At 71.8% G+C, this 18926-nt stretch carries 14 protein-coding genes; all 14 read right to left on the bottom strand.

Features of this window, described 5'->3' with window-relative positions:
• Position 1: 1 nt before the first annotated feature.
• The gene (locus QIS96_RS10975) at positions 2-2071 is read right to left on the bottom strand and encodes an iron ABC transporter permease (protein WP_282542287.1); all 2070 of its coding nucleotides are present in this window, start codon (positions 2069-2071) and stop codon (positions 2-4) included.
• Between the two features lie 59 nt (positions 2072-2130).
• Complete coding sequence (locus QIS96_RS10970) at positions 2131-3120, bottom strand: ABC transporter substrate-binding protein (protein ID WP_282542286.1); 990 nt, start codon at positions 3118-3120, stop codon at positions 2131-2133.
• 33 nt (positions 3121-3153) lie between these two features.
• Positions 3154-3963 carry an ABC transporter ATP-binding protein gene (locus QIS96_RS10965; RefSeq protein ID WP_282542285.1) on the bottom strand — a complete coding sequence of 270 codons (810 nt, stop codon included), beginning with the start codon at positions 3961-3963 and terminating at the stop codon, positions 3154-3156.
• Positions 3963-5735 (bottom strand): IucA/IucC family protein, encoded by a 1773-nt coding sequence (locus QIS96_RS10960; RefSeq protein WP_282542355.1) that lies wholly within the window; start codon positions 5733-5735, stop codon positions 3963-3965. The genes QIS96_RS10965 and QIS96_RS10960 overlap by 1 nt, the downstream gene beginning before the upstream one ends.
• Positions 5638-7017 carry an MFS transporter gene (locus tag QIS96_RS10955; protein ID WP_282542284.1) on the bottom strand — a complete coding sequence of 460 codons (1380 nt, stop codon included), beginning with the start codon at positions 7015-7017 and terminating at the stop codon, positions 5638-5640. The genes QIS96_RS10960 and QIS96_RS10955 overlap by 98 nt, the downstream gene beginning before the upstream one ends.
• Complete coding sequence (locus tag QIS96_RS10950) at positions 7014-7583, bottom strand: GNAT family N-acetyltransferase (protein WP_282542283.1); 570 nt, start codon at positions 7581-7583, stop codon at positions 7014-7016. The genes QIS96_RS10955 and QIS96_RS10950 overlap by 4 nt, the downstream gene beginning before the upstream one ends.
• Positions 7580-9319: an IucA/IucC family protein gene (locus tag QIS96_RS10945; RefSeq protein ID WP_282542282.1), complete on the bottom strand. Its 1740-nt coding sequence runs from the start codon at positions 9317-9319 to the stop codon at positions 7580-7582. The genes QIS96_RS10950 and QIS96_RS10945 overlap by 4 nt, the downstream gene beginning before the upstream one ends.
• 84 nt (positions 9320-9403) lie before the next feature.
• On the bottom strand, positions 9404-10828 hold the full coding sequence (locus tag QIS96_RS10940) for a lysine N(6)-hydroxylase/L-ornithine N(5)-oxygenase family protein (RefSeq protein WP_408907157.1): 1425 nt from the start codon (positions 10826-10828) through the stop codon (positions 9404-9406).
• On the bottom strand, positions 10825-12405 hold the full coding sequence (locus QIS96_RS10935; RefSeq protein ID WP_282542281.1) for a pyridoxal phosphate-dependent decarboxylase family protein: 1581 nt from the start codon (positions 12403-12405) through the stop codon (positions 10825-10827). Before QIS96_RS10935 ends, QIS96_RS10940 begins: the two co-directional genes overlap by 4 nt.
• Complete coding sequence (locus QIS96_RS10930; protein WP_282542280.1) at positions 12402-13781, bottom strand: diaminobutyrate--2-oxoglutarate transaminase family protein; 1380 nt, start codon at positions 13779-13781, stop codon at positions 12402-12404. The genes QIS96_RS10935 and QIS96_RS10930 overlap by 4 nt, the downstream gene beginning before the upstream one ends.
• A complete protein-coding gene (locus QIS96_RS10925; protein ID WP_282542279.1) occupies positions 13778-15076 on the bottom strand; it encodes a lysine N(6)-hydroxylase/L-ornithine N(5)-oxygenase family protein in 1299 nt (432 codons plus the stop codon). Before QIS96_RS10925 ends, QIS96_RS10930 begins: the two co-directional genes overlap by 4 nt.
• The gene (locus QIS96_RS10920) at positions 15060-16517 is read right to left on the bottom strand and encodes a pyridoxal phosphate-dependent decarboxylase family protein (RefSeq protein WP_282542278.1); all 1458 of its coding nucleotides are present in this window, start codon (positions 16515-16517) and stop codon (positions 15060-15062) included. The genes QIS96_RS10925 and QIS96_RS10920 overlap by 17 nt, the downstream gene beginning before the upstream one ends.
• 333 nt (positions 16518-16850) lie before the next feature.
• The gene (locus QIS96_RS10915) at positions 16851-17723 is read right to left on the bottom strand and encodes a siderophore-interacting protein (protein ID WP_282542353.1); all 873 of its coding nucleotides are present in this window, start codon (positions 17721-17723) and stop codon (positions 16851-16853) included.
• Positions 17723-18766, bottom strand: a complete 1044-nt coding sequence (locus QIS96_RS10910; protein WP_282542277.1) for an ABC transporter substrate-binding protein — start codon at positions 18764-18766, stop codon at positions 17723-17725. Before QIS96_RS10910 ends, QIS96_RS10915 begins: the two co-directional genes overlap by 1 nt.
• Positions 18767-18926 lie beyond the last annotated feature (160 nt).

Raw genomic sequence — 18926 nt, 5'->3', positions numbered from 1 at the left:
TCTAGGCCGTACGCCTCCCGCGCCTCAACTGCCATACGAAATACGGCGTTCCGATCAGGGCCGCGAGCAGGCCCGAGGGGATTTCCGCGGGGGCTGTCGCCACGCGGCCGACCACGTCCGCCGTCACCATCAGCGTCGCGCCCAGGACCGCTGCCGTGGGCAGGAGGCGGTGGGTGCGGGAGCCGGTGAGCATGCGGGCCGCGTGCGGGGCGACCAGGCCGACGAAGGCGACCGTGCCGACCACCGCCACCGCGCACGCCGCGAGCGCCACCGCGAGGGTGAGGACCGCGAGGCGGGTGCGCTCCAGGGGGACGCCGAGGGTGCGCGGGGTGTCCTCGCCGAGGGCCAGGAGGTCCATGCGGCGGAAGGAGAGGAAGAGCAGCGGGATGCCTGCCGCCGCTACGACCGCCAGGAGCGAGAGGTCCGTCGTGTCTCTCGCGTACGTCGAGCCCGAGAGCCACGTCAGGGCCTGCGCGACCTGGAAACGGGCGCCCGAGACCAGGTAGTTGGTGGCCGCCGTCGTCAGCGCGAAGCAGCCGATGCCGACGAGGACCAGGCGCTCCGGGGCCACCGAGCCCTTGCGGCGGGACAGCCCGTAGGTGAGCGCGAACGCCGCCGTGCCGCCGATCAGCGCGGCGACCGGGAGCAGGGCGTACGGCACCGCGGGCAGGGCGACCAGGATGAGGGCCGCGCCGAAGCCCGCGCCGCCGCTGACGCCCATCACGGTCAGGTCGGCGAGCGGGTTGCGGGAGACCGTCTGCACGATGCCGCCCGCGACGGCGAGCAGCGCGCCCGCCAGTGCGGCCACCAGGAGGCGGGGCAGGCGGTACTCCAGGACGACCGGGCCGAGGAGTGCGTCCCCGCCGCCGGTGAGGATGCCGGGTATCTGCGACCACGGCACCGAGATGTCGCCCAGGACGAGCCCCGCGTACAGGACCGCGCACAGCAGCACGCCGCCCGCCGCGAGGACCGCAGGGAAGGGCAGGGGGCGGCGGGTGGGGGTCAACACCGTTCCGGGGGCGGCCGGTTCGGCGGGCAGGCGGCGGGCCAGCCACAGGAAGACCGGGGCGCCGAAGAGCGCGGTCACCACGCCGGCCGGGACCTCGTTGCCCGTGGGCGAGGTGACGCGGGCGAGCAGGTCGGCGGCGAGCAGCAGCGTCGCGCCCCACAGCATCGCCGCGGGCAGCAGCACCGCGTGTTTGCGGACGCCCGCGAAGCGGACCAGGTGCGGGGCGGCCAGGCCGATGAAGCCGATCGGGCCGGTCACCGAGACCGCGATGGCCGCCATGAAGACGGAGAGCAGCACGGTGAGCATGCGGGTGCGGCCCACATGCACGCCGAGCGCGCGGGCCGTCTCGTCGCCGGTGCCGAGGATGTCGAGGGAGCGGGCGAGCAGCAGTCCGGCGAGCAACCCCGCGCCGAGCAGCGGCAGTACGGCGAGGGAGCGGTCGCTGTCGGACACCGCGAGGGAGCCGTGGCCCCAGAAGAAGATCGCGCCGGTCTCCTCCTGGAAGAGCATGACGAGGACGGCCGTCACCGACGACAGGGCGAGGGTGACGGAGACGCCCGCGAGGACCAGGTGCGCGGGCCGTCCCCGGGAGCCGCCCGCGACCGTGTGGACGAGGGCCGCCGCGAGGAGTCCGCCGACGAAGGCGACCGCGCCGCGCGGCAGGTCGCCGAGGGACAGGCCGGTGATCGCTGCGACGGCCACCGCGAGATACGCGCCCGCGGTCACGCCGAGCGTGTCGGGCGCGGCCAGCGGATTGCGTACGGAGGACTGCAGGAGCGCGCCGGACAGGGCAAAGGCCGCGCCCGCCGCGAGGCCCGCGAGGGTGCGGGGGAGGCGGCCGCCGAGCAGCACGGACCGGGTGTCCGCGTCGCCCGCGCCGAAGAGCAGCCGGACGAGGTCGAACAGGCCGGTGTCGGAGCGGCCGTGGCCGAGGTGGAGCGCCGCGACGAGCAGCAGCGCGAGGACGCCGCCCAGAACGACCGCGACCGGTCCGGACAGCGCGCGGGCTGTCCGGACCGGGGCGGCAACGTCCACGGGCTTCTCAGGAGCTGTGGAGGTCATGGAACCTGTTCGGTCGAAAGGGGAGCGTCGAAAGGGGAGCCCTGTCAGATCACTTCAGGTCACTTGGTGAGGGCCGCGGCGATCTCGTCCGCCGCCTGGGCCGTCGAGTAGGGGCCGCCGAAGAACCAGGTGCCCGGGTCGAGGGCGTGCACGCGGTCCTTCTTCACGAAGTCCAGGTTCTTCCACAGGGCGTTCTTGGGAAGGGACTTGGCGAACACGTCGTCGTTCTTCGCGGCCACATAGGCGAGCGAGGACTTCTCGACCGGCTTGAAGCCCTCCACATCGACCTTGCTCATGCCGTACGCGTCGGCCTTGCCGTTCCAGCCGTTCTCCAGGCCGAGCTTGGGGAGCAGCGCGCCGGGGATGGTGGACTCGGTGAGGATCTCCACGGTGGCGGCGCCGTCGGTGGTGTAGCCGCGGGCGACGGTGACCTTCTCGCCGTCCTTGCCCGCGTCGGCCAGCTTCTTCTTCGCCGCGGCGATCTTGCCGTCGAGGTCCTTCAGCGCCTTGTCCGCCGCGGCCTCCTTGCCGGTGGCGGTGCCGAGGGTCTTCAGCGTCGTCTGCATCTCCTCGTACTCGCTGTCCGTGGAGTACGGGTCGAACATCAGCGTCGGCGCGATCTCCTTCAGCTGCTTGAGGTTGGCCTCGGAGCGGATCTTCGACGTGACGATCAGGTCCGGCTTGAGGGCCTTGATGGACTCCAGGCTCGGGGCCTGCCGGGTGCCGACGTCCTTGGTGGACTTGTCGAAGCGCGGGCCGGCCGTCACCCACTGGTCGTACTGCTTGATGTCGGCGACACCGGTGGGCTGCACGCCGAGCGCGAGCAGGTCCTCGGCGTACGTCCACTCCAGGGCGACGACCTTCTTCGCCGGGCCGTCGAGCTTCTGCTCGCCCTTGACGTCCTCGACGGTGATCGAGCCCTTGCCGGAGCCCGCTGAGTCCTTCTTGCCGTCGCCGCCGCCACCGGCCTGGTCGGCTGCGGAGCCGCAGGCGGAGGCGGTGAGGGCGAGGGCGGACGCGGCCACCAGGGCGGTGAGGGTTCTACGCATGGATGAGGTTCCTAGAGGAGTGAGGTGAGCGGATCAGGAAGCAGCCGCGGGCGCGGGCTCGCGCCACGTCGGCAGACAGGTGGGGACACCTGTGTGGGGGTCGAGGGAGACCGTCGTCTCGATGCCGAAGGCCGTACGGATCGTGTCGACGGTGAGCGCCTCGGCGGGCTCGCCGCGGGCCACGATCCGGCCGCCCGCGAGCACCGCCATGGAGTCGGCGTACGCGGCGGCCTGGTTCAGCTCGTGCAGCACGACGGCCACGGTGATGCCGTGCTCGTCCGCCAACTTCCGTACCAGGCGCAGGACTTCGATCTGGTAGCGGATGTCGAGGAACGTGGTCGGCTCGTCCAGGAGGAGCAGGCCGGTGCGCTGGGCCAGGGCCATCGCGATCCAGGCGCGCTGCCGCTCGCCGCCGGACAGCTGGTCCAGGGGGCGCTCGGCGAGCGGGTGCAGCTTGGTCGCATCGAGCGCCCAACTGATCGCCTCGCGGTCCTCGTCGCTGGTGGAGCGGGCCAGGACGCCCTGGTGCGGGTGGCGGCCGTAGGCGACCAGCTCCTGCACGGTGACGCCCGCCGGGATGAGCGGCGACTGGGTCAGGAAGCTGAGCTTGCGGGCCAGTTCGCGCGGCTTGTACGCGTCCAGGTCGCGCCCGTCCAGGACGATCGCGCCGGACTGCGGGGCGTGCAGCCGGGCCAGGGCGCGCAGCAGCGTGGACTTGCCCGAGCCGTTCGGGCCGACCAGGGCGGTCACCTCGCCCGGCGTCAGCTCCAGGTCGATGTCCCGGGCGACGGGCTCACCCCCGTGCCCGAGGGTGAGGCCCTTCGCGCTGATCTCGACGCTCATCAGGCCTGCTCCGCAAGGGGGTTGGGGACGGTGCCGTTGGGCCGCAGGGCGTGGCGCAGGGCGCGGTCGACGTACTTGGTGACGACGAGGCGGTCCGTGTTGAACGGGTAGCGCGGGAAGTCGTCGGCCAGCATGTCGAACTCCGCGAACCGGTCCGCCTTTTCCGGGAACTGCTTGTGGTACGCGACCACCGCGTCCCGCACCAGCTGCCAGAACTTGGCGTCCTCGACGCCCAGCTGCTCGGCGGCCAGCGGGGCGAGGTAGCGGAAGTGGCCGAGGAGCAGCTGGTCGACGACGTGCTGGCGGATGACGACCGGGTTCTTGCGCGGCAGCACGTGGTCGTAGCCGTCCGGCTCGGGGCCGCGCTCGGGGACCGGGGTGTGCGTGACGGACACGTCGTCCACGAAGTCCTTGAGGAACAGGCGCCGCGGTACGTCGTTCTCGTCGTATCCGATCAGGGTGTTCTGGCCGTGCGGATTGAACGTGATGCCGTAGGTGTACATCACGTGCAGCACCGGGTGCAGGACCGTCTCGAACAGCTTGCGCAGCCAGTCCTCGGCCGACAGGCCGGAGGCGCGGGCGAGTTGGGCGGCGAAGGCCGTGCCGTGCTCGTCGACGTGCAGCAGCGAGGCGAAGGTGCGGACCCGCTCGTTCTCGTCCTTGCGGGAGGAGACCGAGTCGCGCCAGATGCAGCCGAGGGCCTCCAGGTGCTGGTACGGCATGTCCGGGACGCGGTCCAGGTACGGGTGGCGCACGGTCACCGAGGCGATCTCGCCGAGGAACACGGTCCGCAGGTCGTCGCGGAGCACCGGGTCCTTGTCGAGCAGCCCGGTCAGCCACTGGGTGGTGACGGGGGCGCCCTGGGTGCAGTGCGGCGGGATGCCGCGCCAGATCAGGGTGTTGACGATCTTCAGCGGGAGCTTCACGTCGTACCGCTCGCGCGCCGCCATGTTCGTCATGGTGCGCACCGACTGCTGCGGCAGGTAGCCGTCCTTGGACGCGCCGAGCGGAATGATCCGGTCCTGCGCGACCTCGCCCGCGAAGAGCACCTGTACGGCGTGGTCCCACTGCCAGGGGTGCACGGGCATCCACACGTACGCGTCCGGGTCGCAGCCGCGCGCCTCGATCACCGTACGGAAGCTCTGGATCTCCCCGGGGCTCAACTCGTGTGCGGTGACGCCCTGTTCGCTCAGCTCCGAGGTGCCGCGGAACTCGGCGAGGCCGCGGTGCACGGCGATCCACTGCAGGTGGACGAGCTGCTGCGACTCGGGGGCGTACGCACGCACGTCGGACGCGGAGAAGCCGATGCGGCCCTTGTTCGCGGCGAGCGTGGGGTGGCCGGTCATGTGGGACTCCAGCTCGGCGTGGCCCAGCTTGGCCAGCTCGGCCGCGCTCGCACCGCCGTGCTCGATCCGGGCGGCGTCCACGGCGAGGGTCGCGGACAGCTCGGTGAGGTACATGCCGAGGGTCGGGGCGTCCGTGCCGATGGTGTCCGCGCAGTCGACCAGGAACTGCTGCGCGTCCCAGGCCGGGGTGGATATCTCGTTGCCGAGCAGACCGGCGGCGCCGCGCGTCACGGAGTCCTTGTCGGCTTGCCAGCCGCCCAGCGCGCCCTGCGTCGCGCCGAAGACGTACGACACGCCGCTGTCCAGGTCGACCCGGTAGCGGCCGTCCTCAAGCGCTTCGGGCTTGATCAGTTCCTCGAACGCGAACTCCGACAGGGTCTTGGCGAGCAGCCGACGATTCGCCTCGCGCCAGGACTCCGGCGACACGTCGTGGAGTTCGGGGACGGGGTGCGTGCTCATGCGGGTGGTGCCTTTCGGTCGGGGTGAGCAGGGCGAGGAGTGTGAGGAGGGCTGCGCCTGCGAGGAGAGGGCCGGTGAGGTCCGCTTTCGCGGTGAAGGTGGCGACGAGGGGGGCCAGGAGGAGACCTGCGGTCTGGGCTGTGGCGATCAGGCTGTACGTCTGGCTCTCGCCGGAGGTCTTCAACACGCGGTGGTCCAGGGCTACTTGGCTGAGGCCCAGGGCCGCGCCGAACAGGACTCGGGCTGCGCCCAGGACCAGGGGGTCGGTGGTTGCCGCCTGCCAGGCGAGGGTCGCTGCGCCGAGGGCCAGGGAAGTCGGCAGCAGGGCGCTGCCCAGCTTTGCCCGCAGGGCGGTTGCGGCGGGGAGCACTGCCAGTACGGCGATGTGGGGGAGTACGAAGAGGAACGCGGCCTCTTGCGTGCTGGTGCCGCCGGCTGTTGCGTACTCGGTGAAGTACGGGCGTACGGCGTATACGGCTACTGCGTACGTGAGGACGACTGCCGCCAGGTAGGCCAACCTGAACTTGTCGGGCGTCTGACCGCCGTCGTGGGGCTGTGCCCACCCTCCCCCAAGCTCTCGGCTTCGCTCGAGCAGGGGGGACCCCCATCGCCCTGCGGAACGCCTGCCCACAGCGGTGGAGGGGGAAGGGGTGGGGGTCCGCCGTGCGGAACGCCTGCCCACAGCGGTAGCGGGGGTGGGGGTGCGGTCTGCGGAACGCCTGCCCACAACGGACAGGAGACACAGCAGGCCCAGCTCTGCCACCGCCAGCAAGGGAAGTGCCGTGCGCGGGTTCGGGACTGTTACCACCACCGTGCCAAGGAGCGTCGCCGCGATCGATGCCGCATGCAGAACCGCTACGTACTGAAGTACGCCTGGGAACAGGCCTTTTGCATGGCTTCTGGCGATGGACGGGTAGGCGAGGAGGACCACCGACTTCGCCGCGATCAGGAGGACCGAAAGGGTCGTGAACGCAACGAAGTTCGGGGCGAGCGCAAGCGACGCCGCGAGGAGTACCGCCGCGCTCTGGCCGGCCGTGACCAGGCGGGCCAGGGGGTAGTGGCGGGTCGCGCGGCCCCACAGGGGCAGGGCCACGATCGCCGCCAGCTGGCACACCATCAGGAACCCGCCGGTCGCGCCGAACTCCCGTACGCCGAAGGCCTCACGGAACAGCTTCGGGTAGAACGGCGCGAGGGCCGACTGCGTGGCCATGTGCAGGCCGGCCGCGCACAGCAGCACTCCCCGGTTCACGCGCTGCGCTCGCGAACCATGAACGCGGCCCGCTTGTCCGGCAGGTCCAGCTCGCGGACTTTGCGGAACCCGGCACGCTCGAAGGCGCGCACCGAGCGGATGTTGCGGACGTCCGGTTCGGCGACGACCCGCTCCGCGTACGGCTCGACCGCGAGCTGCCAGTCGGAGACCGCGCGGAGCAGGCGTGCGCCGAGGCCGCGGCCGCGGAAGTCGGACGGGCCGAGGAGCAGGTGCACGCCGGCGTCGCGCGGCTTGGCGGCGTAGTGCGCGGCGAGCGGGTCGAGGTCCGCGCGGTACAGCTCCCAGTAGCTCATCGGCGTACCGTCGATGCAGCCCAGGTACGGGGTCGAGTGGGCGCTGGCGCGCTGCTCGCGCAGGTAGGCCTCGATCTGCTGCTCGGGCAGCGGCATCTCCCAGAAGCGCGCCACCTCAGGGTCGTTCATCCAGCCGTGCACGTCGGCCAGGTCGCCGACCGGGTCGACGGGGCGCAACGTGAACACGCCCTCGTCGAGCTCGGCCCGCAGCGGTGCGGTGAAGGAAGTCGGCGTCGTTGGCGTTGTTGTCATCGGGTCGCTCCGGCAAGGGGGTTGGCGAGGTCCACGTACACCGACTGGGCCTCGAGCGGGCCGGTCAGCTCGTCCATGCCCTGGACGCGCGTGAGCAGGTTCGCCTTGCAGCGCAGGGTCTCGGCGGTGCGCAGGGTGGTGGCGAGGCGCAGCCGGTCGCCGTGCTCGGCGGCCAGCTTGCCGAGGACCTCGGCGGCGCGGCGGAGCAGCGCGTGCTCGTCCGCGAGGCCCTGCGAGCCGAGCGCGCCGACCATGCCGAGCATGTTGTTGATGCCGACGTAGTAGGCGAGCCGCTCGTCGATCACCTCGTCGTCGACGTACGTGCCGAGGTCGCGGCCCACCTGAGGCACCCAGCCGTAGAGCTCGGCGGAGCGGGTGGGGGAGAAGTAGTAGCCCTGGTTGTCGCGGTAGCGGCCGCCGACGGGCCAGCCCTCCTCGTCGAGGACGACGAGGGTGTTCTGCTGGTGCGCCTCAAGACCCAGGCCGTACGTGGCGTACAGCCACAGGACCGGGGTGACGACCGTGTCGAGATAGCGGGCGAACCAGTCCTCGGCCACGTCGGCGACGCCGCGCCCGGTGCGCTCGGCGAGACCGCGTACGGCCGAGGCGAGCTGCGAGGGCGCGTCCGGGCCGAGGTCGGGGCGCGGTGCCACGAGGCCCGCGGCGCACACCGCCTGGACGGCGTCCGGGGCGGCGGGGAACGGGTTGTCGCGGACCACGACGTCCAGGCCGGTGGCGGAGCCGTCGGTCCCGTCCACGGCGATCCACGCCGGGTCCCGCACGATGTCGAAGCCCGGGTGCTCGGCGCGCAGCGTGTCGCCGAGGCCGGCCGCGAGGAGCCGGTCGATGGCGGCGCCGCGCTCCAGCTCCACGCGCATGTTCTCGCGCCGTGAGTTGGTGATGCGCAGGCCGAGCGAGAACTTCAGCATCACCGGGGCGTCGGCGCGGTAGAGCGTGCGTACGGAAGAGGTCGGCGACCACTCGGGGCCTGCCTGGCCCAGGTCGTGCAGCAGCCCGGCGTCGAGCAGGGCGCGCACGGCCGGGCGCGTCAGGATGTCCTTGGCCTGCCACGGGTGCGCCGGGACGAGGACGGTGCCCGCGGGCGCCTGCGCGGCCCCCCCGTCCAATGCCGCGAGCTCGACCATCAGGCCCTGCGCGGTACGGCCCGCGAGCGTCGAGTCGGCGCTGACCACCGACGGGTCGGCGGCGAACCAGTGCAGCGCGAACGAGCCCCGCAACTCCGGGGAGTACGCGGCGAGTTCGGCGTCCGTGAGGGTCTCGCGGCTCTTCGGCGTCGGGTGCAGCGGGTGCCCGGTGATCAGGGCCTGCTCGGCGGCGAGGAACGCCGTCGTGCCCTCGGGGTCGGCCGGGCTCTCGGCGCGCTGCCGCACGAACTCGGCGGTACGGCGCGTGGAGTCGGCGACCCGCGCCGTCAGGTCGGCCACCTGGGCCGGGTCCGCGGCGGCCGTCTCGACCGCGATGAGGGCGGCGAGCGCGGACGCGGCGAGCGGGGTGCCGGCGCCCTGGACGCGGGCGGGCCCGAAGCGGTGCCAGCCGACGGGCGACCAGTACCGGACGGGGGCCTCGACCGTGACGCCGGAGGCGGGCAGAGGCACCGTCAGAAGGTCGCCGGCGGGGCGCTCCACCGCGGTCTCGCGGATCCAGCAGCGCAGCAGGTTCTCGGTGGCGGCGGCGTCGGCGGCGTGCTCCGGGGTGGCCGCTGGCGAGCTGCTCATGGAAGGTCTCTTTCTGTTTGCGACCGGTCCGACGGCCGCGGGTACGGGACGGATCGGACGGCCGATGACTAACTTAGGTAAGGCTTACTTGGTTCGCAAGCCCTGGTGGCGGCTCTCCTCCGGCGCCGCCGAACCGGACGGCGCCAGGCCGAAGGTCGTGAAAGCGGTCCGCTGCGGCAGCGGGTAAACGTCCTCGCCCGTAAGGGAGTTGAGGATCACGGCGGAACGCCAGGCGGCGAGGCCCAGGTCGGGCGCGCCCACGCCGTGCGTGTGCCGCTCCGCGTTCTGCACGAACACCGAGCCGCCCACCTCGCCGTCGAACACGAGCCGGTGCCGGGCGTCGATCTCCGGGCGGCCCGAGCCGTCCCGCGCCAGATGGGCGAGCAGCGGCTCGATCAGGCCGTCCACGGGCCGCTCCGCGTACCCCGTCGCCGCCACCACCGCGTCCGTCACCAGATGCGCCTCGGCCTGCTGTTGGGCGTGGCTGAGGCCGAGCCGCAGCCGGTTGCCGCTGCGCTCCGCCGAGTCCACGGACACCCCGGGGGTGAGCGCGGCGTCCGGCCAGCCGCCGTCCAGGGTGCGCAGATACAGCTCGTCGTGGATCTCGCCGAGCGTGTCCCCGCTGACGCCCTTGTGCAACTGCCACTGGCGCGGCATGAGTTCGTCCCGAACGGGCTCGGTCAGTCCGTGGAAGTAGCGCGTGTAGTCGGGCGTGAACTGCTCCAGGCCCAGCTTGCTGTACTCCATCGGCGCGAACGCCTCCGTACGGGCGAGCCATGTCAGGCCCTCGTTGCCCTGCGGGCGGTGCCGGAGCAGGTCGAGGAAGACCTCCGCGCCCGACTGGCCCGAGCCGACCACCGTGATGTGCTCGGCGGCCAGCAACTCGGGCCGCCTGGCCAGGTATTCGGCCGAGTGCCACACCGGCGCGGCCGGGTCGTCGGCGAGCGCGCGCAGGGCCTGCGGCACCTTCGGCGCGGTGCCCACGCCGAGCGCCAGGTGCCGGGCGAAGTACCGGCCCACGCCCTCCGCGCCGCCGTCCTCGTCGAGCCGCGTGAAGCCCACCTCGAACGCGCCGCGCCCCTCGTCCCAGCGGACCGTGTCCACCTGGTGCCCGAACCGGCAGGACGCCAACTGCCCGCTGACCCAACGGCAGTACGCGTCGTACTCGGCGCGCTGGATGTGGAACTTCTCCGCGAAGTAGAACGGGAAGAGCCGCTCCTTGGTCTTGATCCAGTTCAGGAACGACCACGGGCTGGTCGGCTCCACCAGGCTCACCAGGTCGGCGAGGAACGGCACTTGGAGCGTGGCGCCCTCGATCAGCAGGCCCGGGTGCCAGTGGAACGCCGTGCGCTGTTCGAGGAAGGCGGTGCGCAGGCCCGGCACGCCGTCGGCGAGCGCGGCGAGCGACAGGTTGAAGGGGCCGATGCCCACGCCGACCAGGTCGAAGGTCTCCTCGTACGGCTCTTCGTACGCGTCTTCGACGAGGGCTTTGTCGGGTGCGGTGCTCACTGGGGGACTCCCTGGGTGCGGGTCCTGAGGTCTTCGGAGGCGGACTGCTGGGCGGGCTGCTGTACGGACTGCTGTACGGACTGCTGTTCTGGAATCGCGGCGCTCTCCTCGGCCGCGCAGTGGGCGACCAGCTTGAGCAGGGCGGCCAGGTCGACGGCTCCGGTGCGCGGGTGCAGAAGCGTGGCCTTCAGCCACAACTTCCTTTCCGGGCCTTCGGTTTCGGGGTCCTCGGCGACGGCGCGGCCGACCACGCCGCGCCCCTCGTCGAGCAGCCGCCGCCGTACCGCCGCGACCAGGGCGTCCCCTTCCGCGGCGGGCAGGGCGTCGGCCGCGCGCGGGCGGAACAGGACCGTGCTGATGCCCGGCTCGCCGGCCCGGACCCGCAGCTCCGGGTGCGCCTCGACGGCCGCGGCGAAGTCCCGCGCGGTCCGTACGCAGTGCTCGACCAGGTCGCCCAGGCCCTTGCGGCCGAGCGCGCGCAGCGTCACCGCGATCTTCAGGGCGTCCGGGCGGCGCGAGGTGCGGATGGACCGGCCGAGCCAGTCGGGCAGGCCCGCCTCGGTGTCGTCGTCCGCGTTCAAGTAGTCGGCCTGGAACGAGAGATGGTCGACCTGGCGCGCGTCCCGTACGGCGAGGATGCCGGCCGCGACCGGCTGCCAGCCCAGCTTGTGCAGGTCGAACGTGACCGACACGGCCCGGTCAAGGCCCGCGAGCCGCGGCGCGAGCGCGTCGCTGAACAGCAGCGGACCGCCGTACGCGGCGTCCACGTGCAGCTCCGCGCCGTGCGCCGAGGCGACGTCGGCGAGCTCGGGCAGCGGGTCGATCAGGCCCTCGTCCGTGGTGCCCGCGGTGGCGACCACGAGCACCGGCATCCCGGCGTACGCGCCGAGCACCCGGTCCAGGGAGCGCGGATCCATCCGGCCTGCCGGGCAGTCCACGACCGCCGGGGTCGGCAGGCCCAGCATCCAGGCGGCACGCTGTACGGAGTGGTGCGCGTTGGCCCCGCACACCACCTGCACGGTGCGCTCCCCGGCGGCCCGCGCCCGCTCCCGGGCGAGCAGCAGCGCCACCAGGTTGGACTCGGTGCCGCCGCTGGTGATCAGCGCGTCCGGCGTCCTGTCCGGCCCCGGATACACCAGCTCCGCAAGGGACTTGGTGACCTCTTCCTCGACGACGCCGGCCGCCGGCGCCTGGTCCCAGGAGTCCATCGACGGGTTCAGCGCCGACGCCGCGAGGTCGGCGGCCGCCGCCACGGCGAGCGGCGGGCAGTGCAGATGCGCCACACAGTGCGGGTCGGACGGGTCGGCGGCGCCGCGCGTCACGGCCTGCACGAGCCCGCGCAGCGCGTCCTCGGCCCCGACGCCCTCGGCGGGCAGCACGGGCGAGCAGTGCGCCCGTACGTCGGCGGCGACCGCGTCCGGGCCGCCGGCCGGCAGCGGGCCGCCGCGCTCCACCGCGCCGTCGGCGAGCGCGGTGAGCACGACGGCGGTCAACTGCCGCAGCGCGGCCGGGCCTTCGGTGGACCCGGCGACGCTCGCGGGGTGCACGGCCGCTGTGCTGTTCGTCTGGTCGTTCACGCGGCACGCTCCGCGTCCCGCACCGCCGCGGCGATCCGCTCCAGGAGCGAGTCGAGCTCGGCGTCCGTGAGGACCAGCGGCGGCAGCAGCCTCAGCACGCTGTCCGAGCGGCCGCCCAGCTCCAGCATCAGCCCCTGCCGCAGGCAGGCCGCGCGCAGGCGTCGGGCGAACACCGGGTCCGCGGGCCGGGACCCGAGCCGGTCGGGCGCGGCGTCCGGGTCGACCAGCTCCACGCCGTTCATCAGCCCACGCCCTCGTACGTCACCGAACTGCGGGTGTTCATCGGCGAGTTGACGCAGGCCGAGGCGGAGCCGTTCCCCGAGCTTCGCGGCCCGCTCGGGCAGCTGCTGCTCGGCGACGGTGCGCAGGGTGACCCGGCCGGCCGTCATCGCGAGGGTGTTGCCGCGGAACGTGCCGGTGTGGTCGCCGGGCAGCCACCGGTCGAGCTCGGGCCGGTAGGCGAGGACCGCGAGCGGAAGCCCGCCGCCGACCGCCTTCGACATGACGAGGACGTCCGGGGTGACCCCGGCCCGCTCGCAGGCCCAGAAGTTCCCGGTGCGGCCCACGCCGGTCTGCACCTCGTCGACGATCAGGACGATGCCGCGCTCCGCGGTGATCCGGCGGACCTCCCGCAGCCATGCGTCCGGGCCCTCGATGACGCCGCCCTCGCCCTGGACGACCTCCAGGATCACGGCAGCAGGCTCGGTCACGCCGCTGCTCGGGTCGGACAGGAAGCTCTCCAGGAGCCGCGCCGACAGCTCCCCGGACTGCGGTGCGCCGACCCCGAACGGGCAGCGGTACGCGTACGGGAAGGGGATCCGCGTCACCGGCAGCGCGTCCGCGCCCACCGTGGAGCGCATCCGCTCGGGCCCGGACACGGCCGAGGCGCCGACGGTCATGCCGTGGTACGCGCCGCTGAACGCCACGATCCCGCGCCGCCCGGTCGCCGCCTGCGCCAGCTTGATCGCGGCCTCGACGGCGTCCGTGCCGGCGGGGCCGCAGAAGTGCAGCCGGGCCTCGTCGCGCAGTCCGCCGGGCAGCCGGGTGAGCAGCTCCTCGGTGAAGGCGTCCTTCTGCGGCGTGATCATGTCGAGCGCGTGCAGCGGGACGCCGGAGTCCAGGTCGGCCCGGATCGCGGCGACCACGTCGGGGTGGTTGTGCCCGAGCGCGAGCGTGCCCGCGCCGGACAGGCAGTCGAGATACGTACGGCCGTCGGCGCCCGTGACCTGCGCGCCGAGCGCGCGCACCGGGGCGACCGGCAGCGTACGGGCGTAGGTGCGGGCGGCGGACTCGCGCCGCTCCTGGCGCGCGAGCAGCTGGTCGAGCAGCTCGGGCGAAGTGGGGTCGGTTACCTCGGGTGGGGTGTCGAGGCTCATGAGACGGTGCCCTTCGGTGCCGCGAACTCCTGGAAGGCGATGGCCTTCTCGACCGGGTAGGCCTCCCGGCCCAGGAGCTCGGCGATGATGTACGAGTTGCGGTAGGCGCCCATGCCCAGGTCGGGGCTGGTGATGGAGTGCGTGTGCACGCCGGCGTTCTGCAGGAACACGCCGCGCCCGGTGGTGTCGATGCTGTAGTTCCTGGCCACGTCGAAGCGGCCCTGGCCGTCGAAGCGCAGCCGTTCGCGTATCGGGTCGAGGAACTCCGGCACCTGGTAGCGATAGCCGGTCGCGAGGATCAGCCCGTCGGTGCGGAGCTGGAACTCCTCGCCCTGCTCCTCCTGGCGCAGGCCGAGCAGGTACTGGCCGCCGCCTTGGGGGCCGTCCTCGTGACTGGCGCTCTGGAGTGCGGTGTTGGTCATCAGGCGGGTCGGGACCGGGCCCTTGACGTTCTTCTCGTAGAGCAGGTCGAAGATCGTGTCGATCAGGTCCCCGTCGATGCCCTTGAACAGGCCCTTCTGGCTGCGCTCCAGGCGGTAGCGGGTCTCCTCGGGCAGCGCGCGGAAGTAGTCGATGTACTCCGGGGAGGTCATCTCCAGGGTCAGCTTCGTGTACTCCAGCGGGAAGAACCGCGGGGAGCGCGTGACCCAGTTGAGCCGGTAGCCGTACTCGTCGATGGAGCTGAGCAGGTCGAGGTAGATCTCGGCGGCGCTCTGCCCGCTGCCGACGAGGGTGATCGACTCCTTCTTCACCAGCTCCTGCTTGGCTTGCATGTAGCGGGAGTTGTGGATGAAGTCCCCGCCGAGCCCCTCACAGGCCTCCGGGACGTACGGCGGCGTGCCCGTGCCGAGCACGAGGTGCCGGGTGCGGTACGTGTCCCCTGCGGCGGTCGTCACCACGTACAGCCCGTCCTCGTGGCGGACCTCCGTGACCGTGGTGCCGAAGCGTACGGAGGTCAGCTGCGCGGCGGCCCAGCGGCAGTAGTCGTTGTACTCGGTGCGCAGCGGATAGAAGTTCTCGCGGATGTAGAACGAGTAGAGCCGCCCCGACTCCTTCAGGTACTTGAGGAAGGAGTACGGCGAGGTCGGATCGGCCAGGGTGACCAGGTCCGACATGAACGGCGTCTGCAGATGCGCGCCCTCCAGGAACATCCCGGAGTGCCAGTCGAAGTCCGGCTTGGAGTCGAGGAAGAGCGCGTTCAGCTCGTCGAGCGGCTCCGCCAGACAGGCCAGGCCCAGGTTGAAGGGCCCGAGCCCGATACCGATCAGGTCGTAGGTCTCACGAGGCTCGGACAAGGGAGTCTCCCAGGTACTGCTCGGCGTGGCCCGCGATCAGATCGAGGACTGCGGCGATGTCGGCGGTGGTGGTCTCGGGGTTGAGCAGGGTGAACTTCAGGTAGTGCCGCCCGCCCGCCTTCGTGCCGGCGACGATCGCGTCCCCGGAGGCGAACAGGGCTTTACGGGCATGCAGGTTGGCGCGGTCGATCTCGGCCGGGTCGGTGACGTCCTGCGGGATGTACCGGAAGACGAGCGTGGACAACTGCGGCTCCACGACCACGTCGTAGCGCGGGTCGAGGGCGAGCAGCCGCCAGCCGTCCGCGGCGAGCTCGCAGACCTCGTCGAAGAGCTCGCCGATCCCGTCGGCGCCGAGCACGCGCAGCGTCATCCACAGCTTCAGGGCGTCGAACCGGCGCGTGGTCTGCAGCGACTTGTCCACCTGGTTCGGTATCCGCTCGGCGACGGTGCGCCGCGGGTTGAGGTACTCCGCGTGGTACGTGGCGTGCCGCAGCGTCTCCCCGTCCCGGACGAGCACGGCGGACGAACTCACCGGCTGGAAGAACGACTTGTGGTAGTCGACGGTCACGGAGTCGGCCCGCTCGATCCCGTCGAGCAGCGCTCGGTTCTTGAGCGAGACGAGCAGCCCGCAGCCGTACGCCGCGTCCACGTGCAGCCACGTGTCGTGCCGGTCGGCCAGCTCGGCGATCTCGGGGAGCGGGTCGATGGAGCCGAAGTCGGTGGTGCCGGCGGTGGCCACGATCGCCATCGGCGTGAACCCGTCGCGTGCGCACTTCTCCAGCTCGTGGGCGAGGGCCACGGTCCGCATCCGCTTGTCGCGGTCGCACGGCACGGCCACCACGGAATCGGCGGGCAGGCCGAGCAGCTTCGCCGACTTCTGCACGCTGAAGTGGCTGCACTCGGAGGCGAACACCCGCAGCTTCGCCGGGTCGTCGGTCTTGCACTCCTCCCGGGCGAGCAGCAGCGCCTCCAGGTTGGACTGCGTACCGCCGCTGGTGAACACCCCGTCGGCGGCCGGGCCGAGGCCGATGCGCTGCGCGGTCCAGTCGATCAGGCGGCGCTCGATCAGCGTGGCCCCGGCGGACTGATCCCAGGTGTCGAGCGAGGAGTTGACCGCGCTGAGCACGGCCTCGCCGAGCACCGCGGGGATGACCACGGGGCAGTTGAGGTGGGCGAGGTAACGCGGGTGGTGGAAGTAGACCGCGTCGCGCAGGTAGGTCTCTTCGAGCTCGTCCAGCGCGGCGGACGGGTCGTGGAGCGGGTGGTCCAGGTCCACGGCGTCGATGGCAGGGGCGAGCCGCTCGGGCGTGATCCCGGTGAACGGGCCCTCGGCGGTGGCGAGTCGGGTGGCGACGCGCTCGGCGCCTTCGGCGATGCAGCGGCGGTAGGCCTCCGCGTTCAGGCCGTTGAGCAGATGAGACCTGGGCGCGAGGAGACTCATGAACGGTCCTCCCAAGAGGGGACGTTGGGCCATGCCCATACGGCGGGCACAGCTCCGAGGCAGTGGGCTTAGGTTAGCCTAACCTTAAGTCGCTTCTCCACGGCAGACCCATAGAGTCACTCCGGCACCGGGGGGCGCGCCAGGGGCGCTCGGGGGCACATCCGGACAGGACGATGCCCCCGCACGGACCGTCGTACGGGGGCATCGAGTTTGGGGAAGTTTTCGGTGGGGCTCGGGCCTTGGTGCTCGGGGTGGCGCCCCGTAGGGGCGCGGGGAACTGCGCGACAAGCCACGACGAACTCGCAGCCGGGCGACGGCAGTTGAGGCAGACGCTTAGCCGGAAGCCTCAGCCTCCGCACGCAGCCCGTCCTCGGTCACACCGAGCCGCCAGTACCCGGTAAAGCTCACGGACCGTCGGTCGAACTCCCGCTCACGCACGAGATGCCGACGCAACGCCTTGACGGTCCCCGCCTCCCCGGCAATCCAGGCATACGGCCGAGACTCGGGCAGGGAGGCGGCCCGAACCGCCTCAACGGTTCGCTCAGTCCGATGCGCCCCGGACGCCTCCGTGACTTCACGCACAAGCCACGTGACTTCCGCATCAGCGGCAGTCTTCAACTCCAACTGATCGCCCACGCAAGGCACTTCGAGCCAGGCCTTCACGCGCAGGCCCGGCGGCAACGACTCCAGAATCGCCGCCGCCGCGGGCAGTGCCGTCTCATCGGCCCACATCAGCAGCCACTCGGCGCTCTCGGGGAGCCGGAACCGTATGCCGCTGTTGTTCGGCCCGGTGGGGCCGAGCACCGCGACCCGGTCGCCCGGCTCGGCCCGCTCCGCCCATGCGCACGCCGGGCCGCCGTCCGGATGCACCGCGAAGTCGATGTCCAACTCCCCGGCGGGGCTGTGCCGTTGCTCACGCGCCGTGTACGAGCGCATCACGGCCCGCGTGTCGTCCGGCATCGCCCGATACGCCGCGTACCACCCCGCAGGGTCGTCCCGGTGCTCGTCGGCCGGCGGCAGCAGCGGTTCGGACTGGCCGGGCCGCGGCAGGAACAGCGACAGGCTCTGGTCGAGCCCGCCGGAGGCGAACGCGCCGAGCTCGGGCCCGGTGAACGTCACCCGTACGAGCGACGGCGACAGCCGCACCACCCGCTCGACCTCGATCCGGAACAGCCGGAACGGAGCCAACGACGCCTGGGGGCGGATCACTTGGCGTCCTTGCCCGAGACCTTCTTCGCATCCTCGATGGCCTTCGCCAGGTCCTCGAGGATCGGCGCGCACTTGTCGTACGAGTAGATGGGCTCGGTGACGCGGGGGATGACCTGGCCGGCCTGCACGGCGGGCAGCTTCTTCCAGGTCGGCTTGGACTTGTCGAGGTCGGCCGGCTGGATGGCCGAGGTGCGGTTGTCCATGATGATGACGTCCGCGTCGTACTTGTCGACGTTCTCCCAGCTGAGCTCCTCGAAGAAGCCCTGCGCGTTCACCTTCGGCTCGACGAACTTCACGCCGAGCTCCTGGAAGTACCGGGTGTCGGCGGACGTCTTCGCGAGCGAGACATAGAACAGGTCGGCGCTGGCCGAGCCGATCATGACCTTGATCTCCGGCCTGGCCTTGGCAGCCTGCCGCAGTCGCTCGGCGGCCTTCTCGAACCGGGCCTTCGCGTCGGTGACCTGCTTCGCCTTCAGGTCCGCGCCGAGCGACTCGGCGAGGTCGGCGCGGCGCTGCAGGGCCTTGGGCATCGTGGTCTCGGCGGCCCACAGCGCGACGCTCGGGGCGAGCTTCAGGATCTTGTCCTTGGACTCGTCCGGCACGTACCAGAGCGCGTCCTTCAGCCACATGTCCGTGATCAGCACCTCGGGCGCGAGCGCCGCGTACTTCTCGACGTTGAACTGGCCCCACTCGTTGCCGAGGATCTCCAGCTCGCTGATGTCCATGTCGCCGGCCTGGACGTCGGGCTTGCCGCCCTTGCCCTTGGTGGGGCCGAAGACGCCCTTGACCTTGATGCCGTAGTCGTACAGCGCGGCCGCGGTGCCGGTGAACGCGACGATGTTCGTCGGCACCGCGTCCGTCTTCACGGTCTTGCCCCGGTCGTCCTTGAAGGACCAGGGGCCCTTCTTTCCGCTCCCGGCCCCCGAGCCGCCCTCCGCCTTCTTGCCGCCGCAGGCGACGAGCAGAGCACCGAGGGAGACGGCGCCACCGGCGGCGAGGAGGCCGCGGCGGGGGAGGTGGGTGGCTCGGGACTGGGACATGTCGAGTCTGCTTTCGTGGACAGGACAACGCACCTGGCGCGAAGTCGGCGTTAGGTTAACCTAACCTAAGCTCCACGGAAGCGATTGGTCCACCCCTGGTTTCTGCTTTAAGGGGCGCGGGGAACTGCGCAATCTTTAAGGAGGGCGGGGCCGGCGCGCC

The sequence above is a fragment of the Streptomyces cavernicola genome, from assembly GCF_029968035.1.
Classification (GTDB): Bacteria; Actinomycetota; Actinomycetes; order Streptomycetales; family Streptomycetaceae; genus Streptomyces; species Streptomyces cavernicola.
The sequence above is the reverse complement of the archived record's forward strand: the minus strand, read 5'-3'. Positions and strand labels throughout refer to the sequence as shown.

Excerpts from the sequence above, each read along its gene's own strand:
- QIS96_RS10975 (WP_282542287.1), bottom strand. The coding sequence starts at position 2,071 with ATGACCTCCACAGCTCCTGAGAAGCCCGTGGACGTTGCCGCCCCGGTC.
- QIS96_RS10970 (WP_282542286.1), bottom strand. The coding sequence starts at position 3,120 with ATGCGTAGAACCCTCACCGCCCTGGTGGCCGCGTCCGCCCTCGCCCTC.
- QIS96_RS10965 (WP_282542285.1), bottom strand. The coding sequence starts at position 3,963 with ATGAGCGTCGAGATCAGCGCGAAGGGCCTCACCCTCGGGCACGGGGGT.
- QIS96_RS10950 (WP_282542283.1), bottom strand. The coding sequence starts at position 7,583 with ATGACAACAACGCCAACGACGCCGACTTCCTTCACCGCACCGCTGCGG.
- QIS96_RS10945 (WP_282542282.1), bottom strand. The coding sequence starts at position 9,319 with ATGAGCAGCTCGCCAGCGGCCACCCCGGAGCACGCCGCCGACGCCGCC.
- QIS96_RS10930 (WP_282542280.1), bottom strand. The coding sequence starts at position 13,781 with ATGAGCCTCGACACCCCACCCGAGGTAACCGACCCCACTTCGCCCGAG.
- QIS96_RS10920 (WP_282542278.1), bottom strand. The coding sequence starts at position 16,517 with ATGAGTCTCCTCGCGCCCAGGTCTCATCTGCTCAACGGCCTGAACGCG.
- QIS96_RS10910 (WP_282542277.1), bottom strand. The coding sequence starts at position 18,766 with ATGTCCCAGTCCCGAGCCACCCACCTCCCCCGCCGCGGCCTCCTCGCC.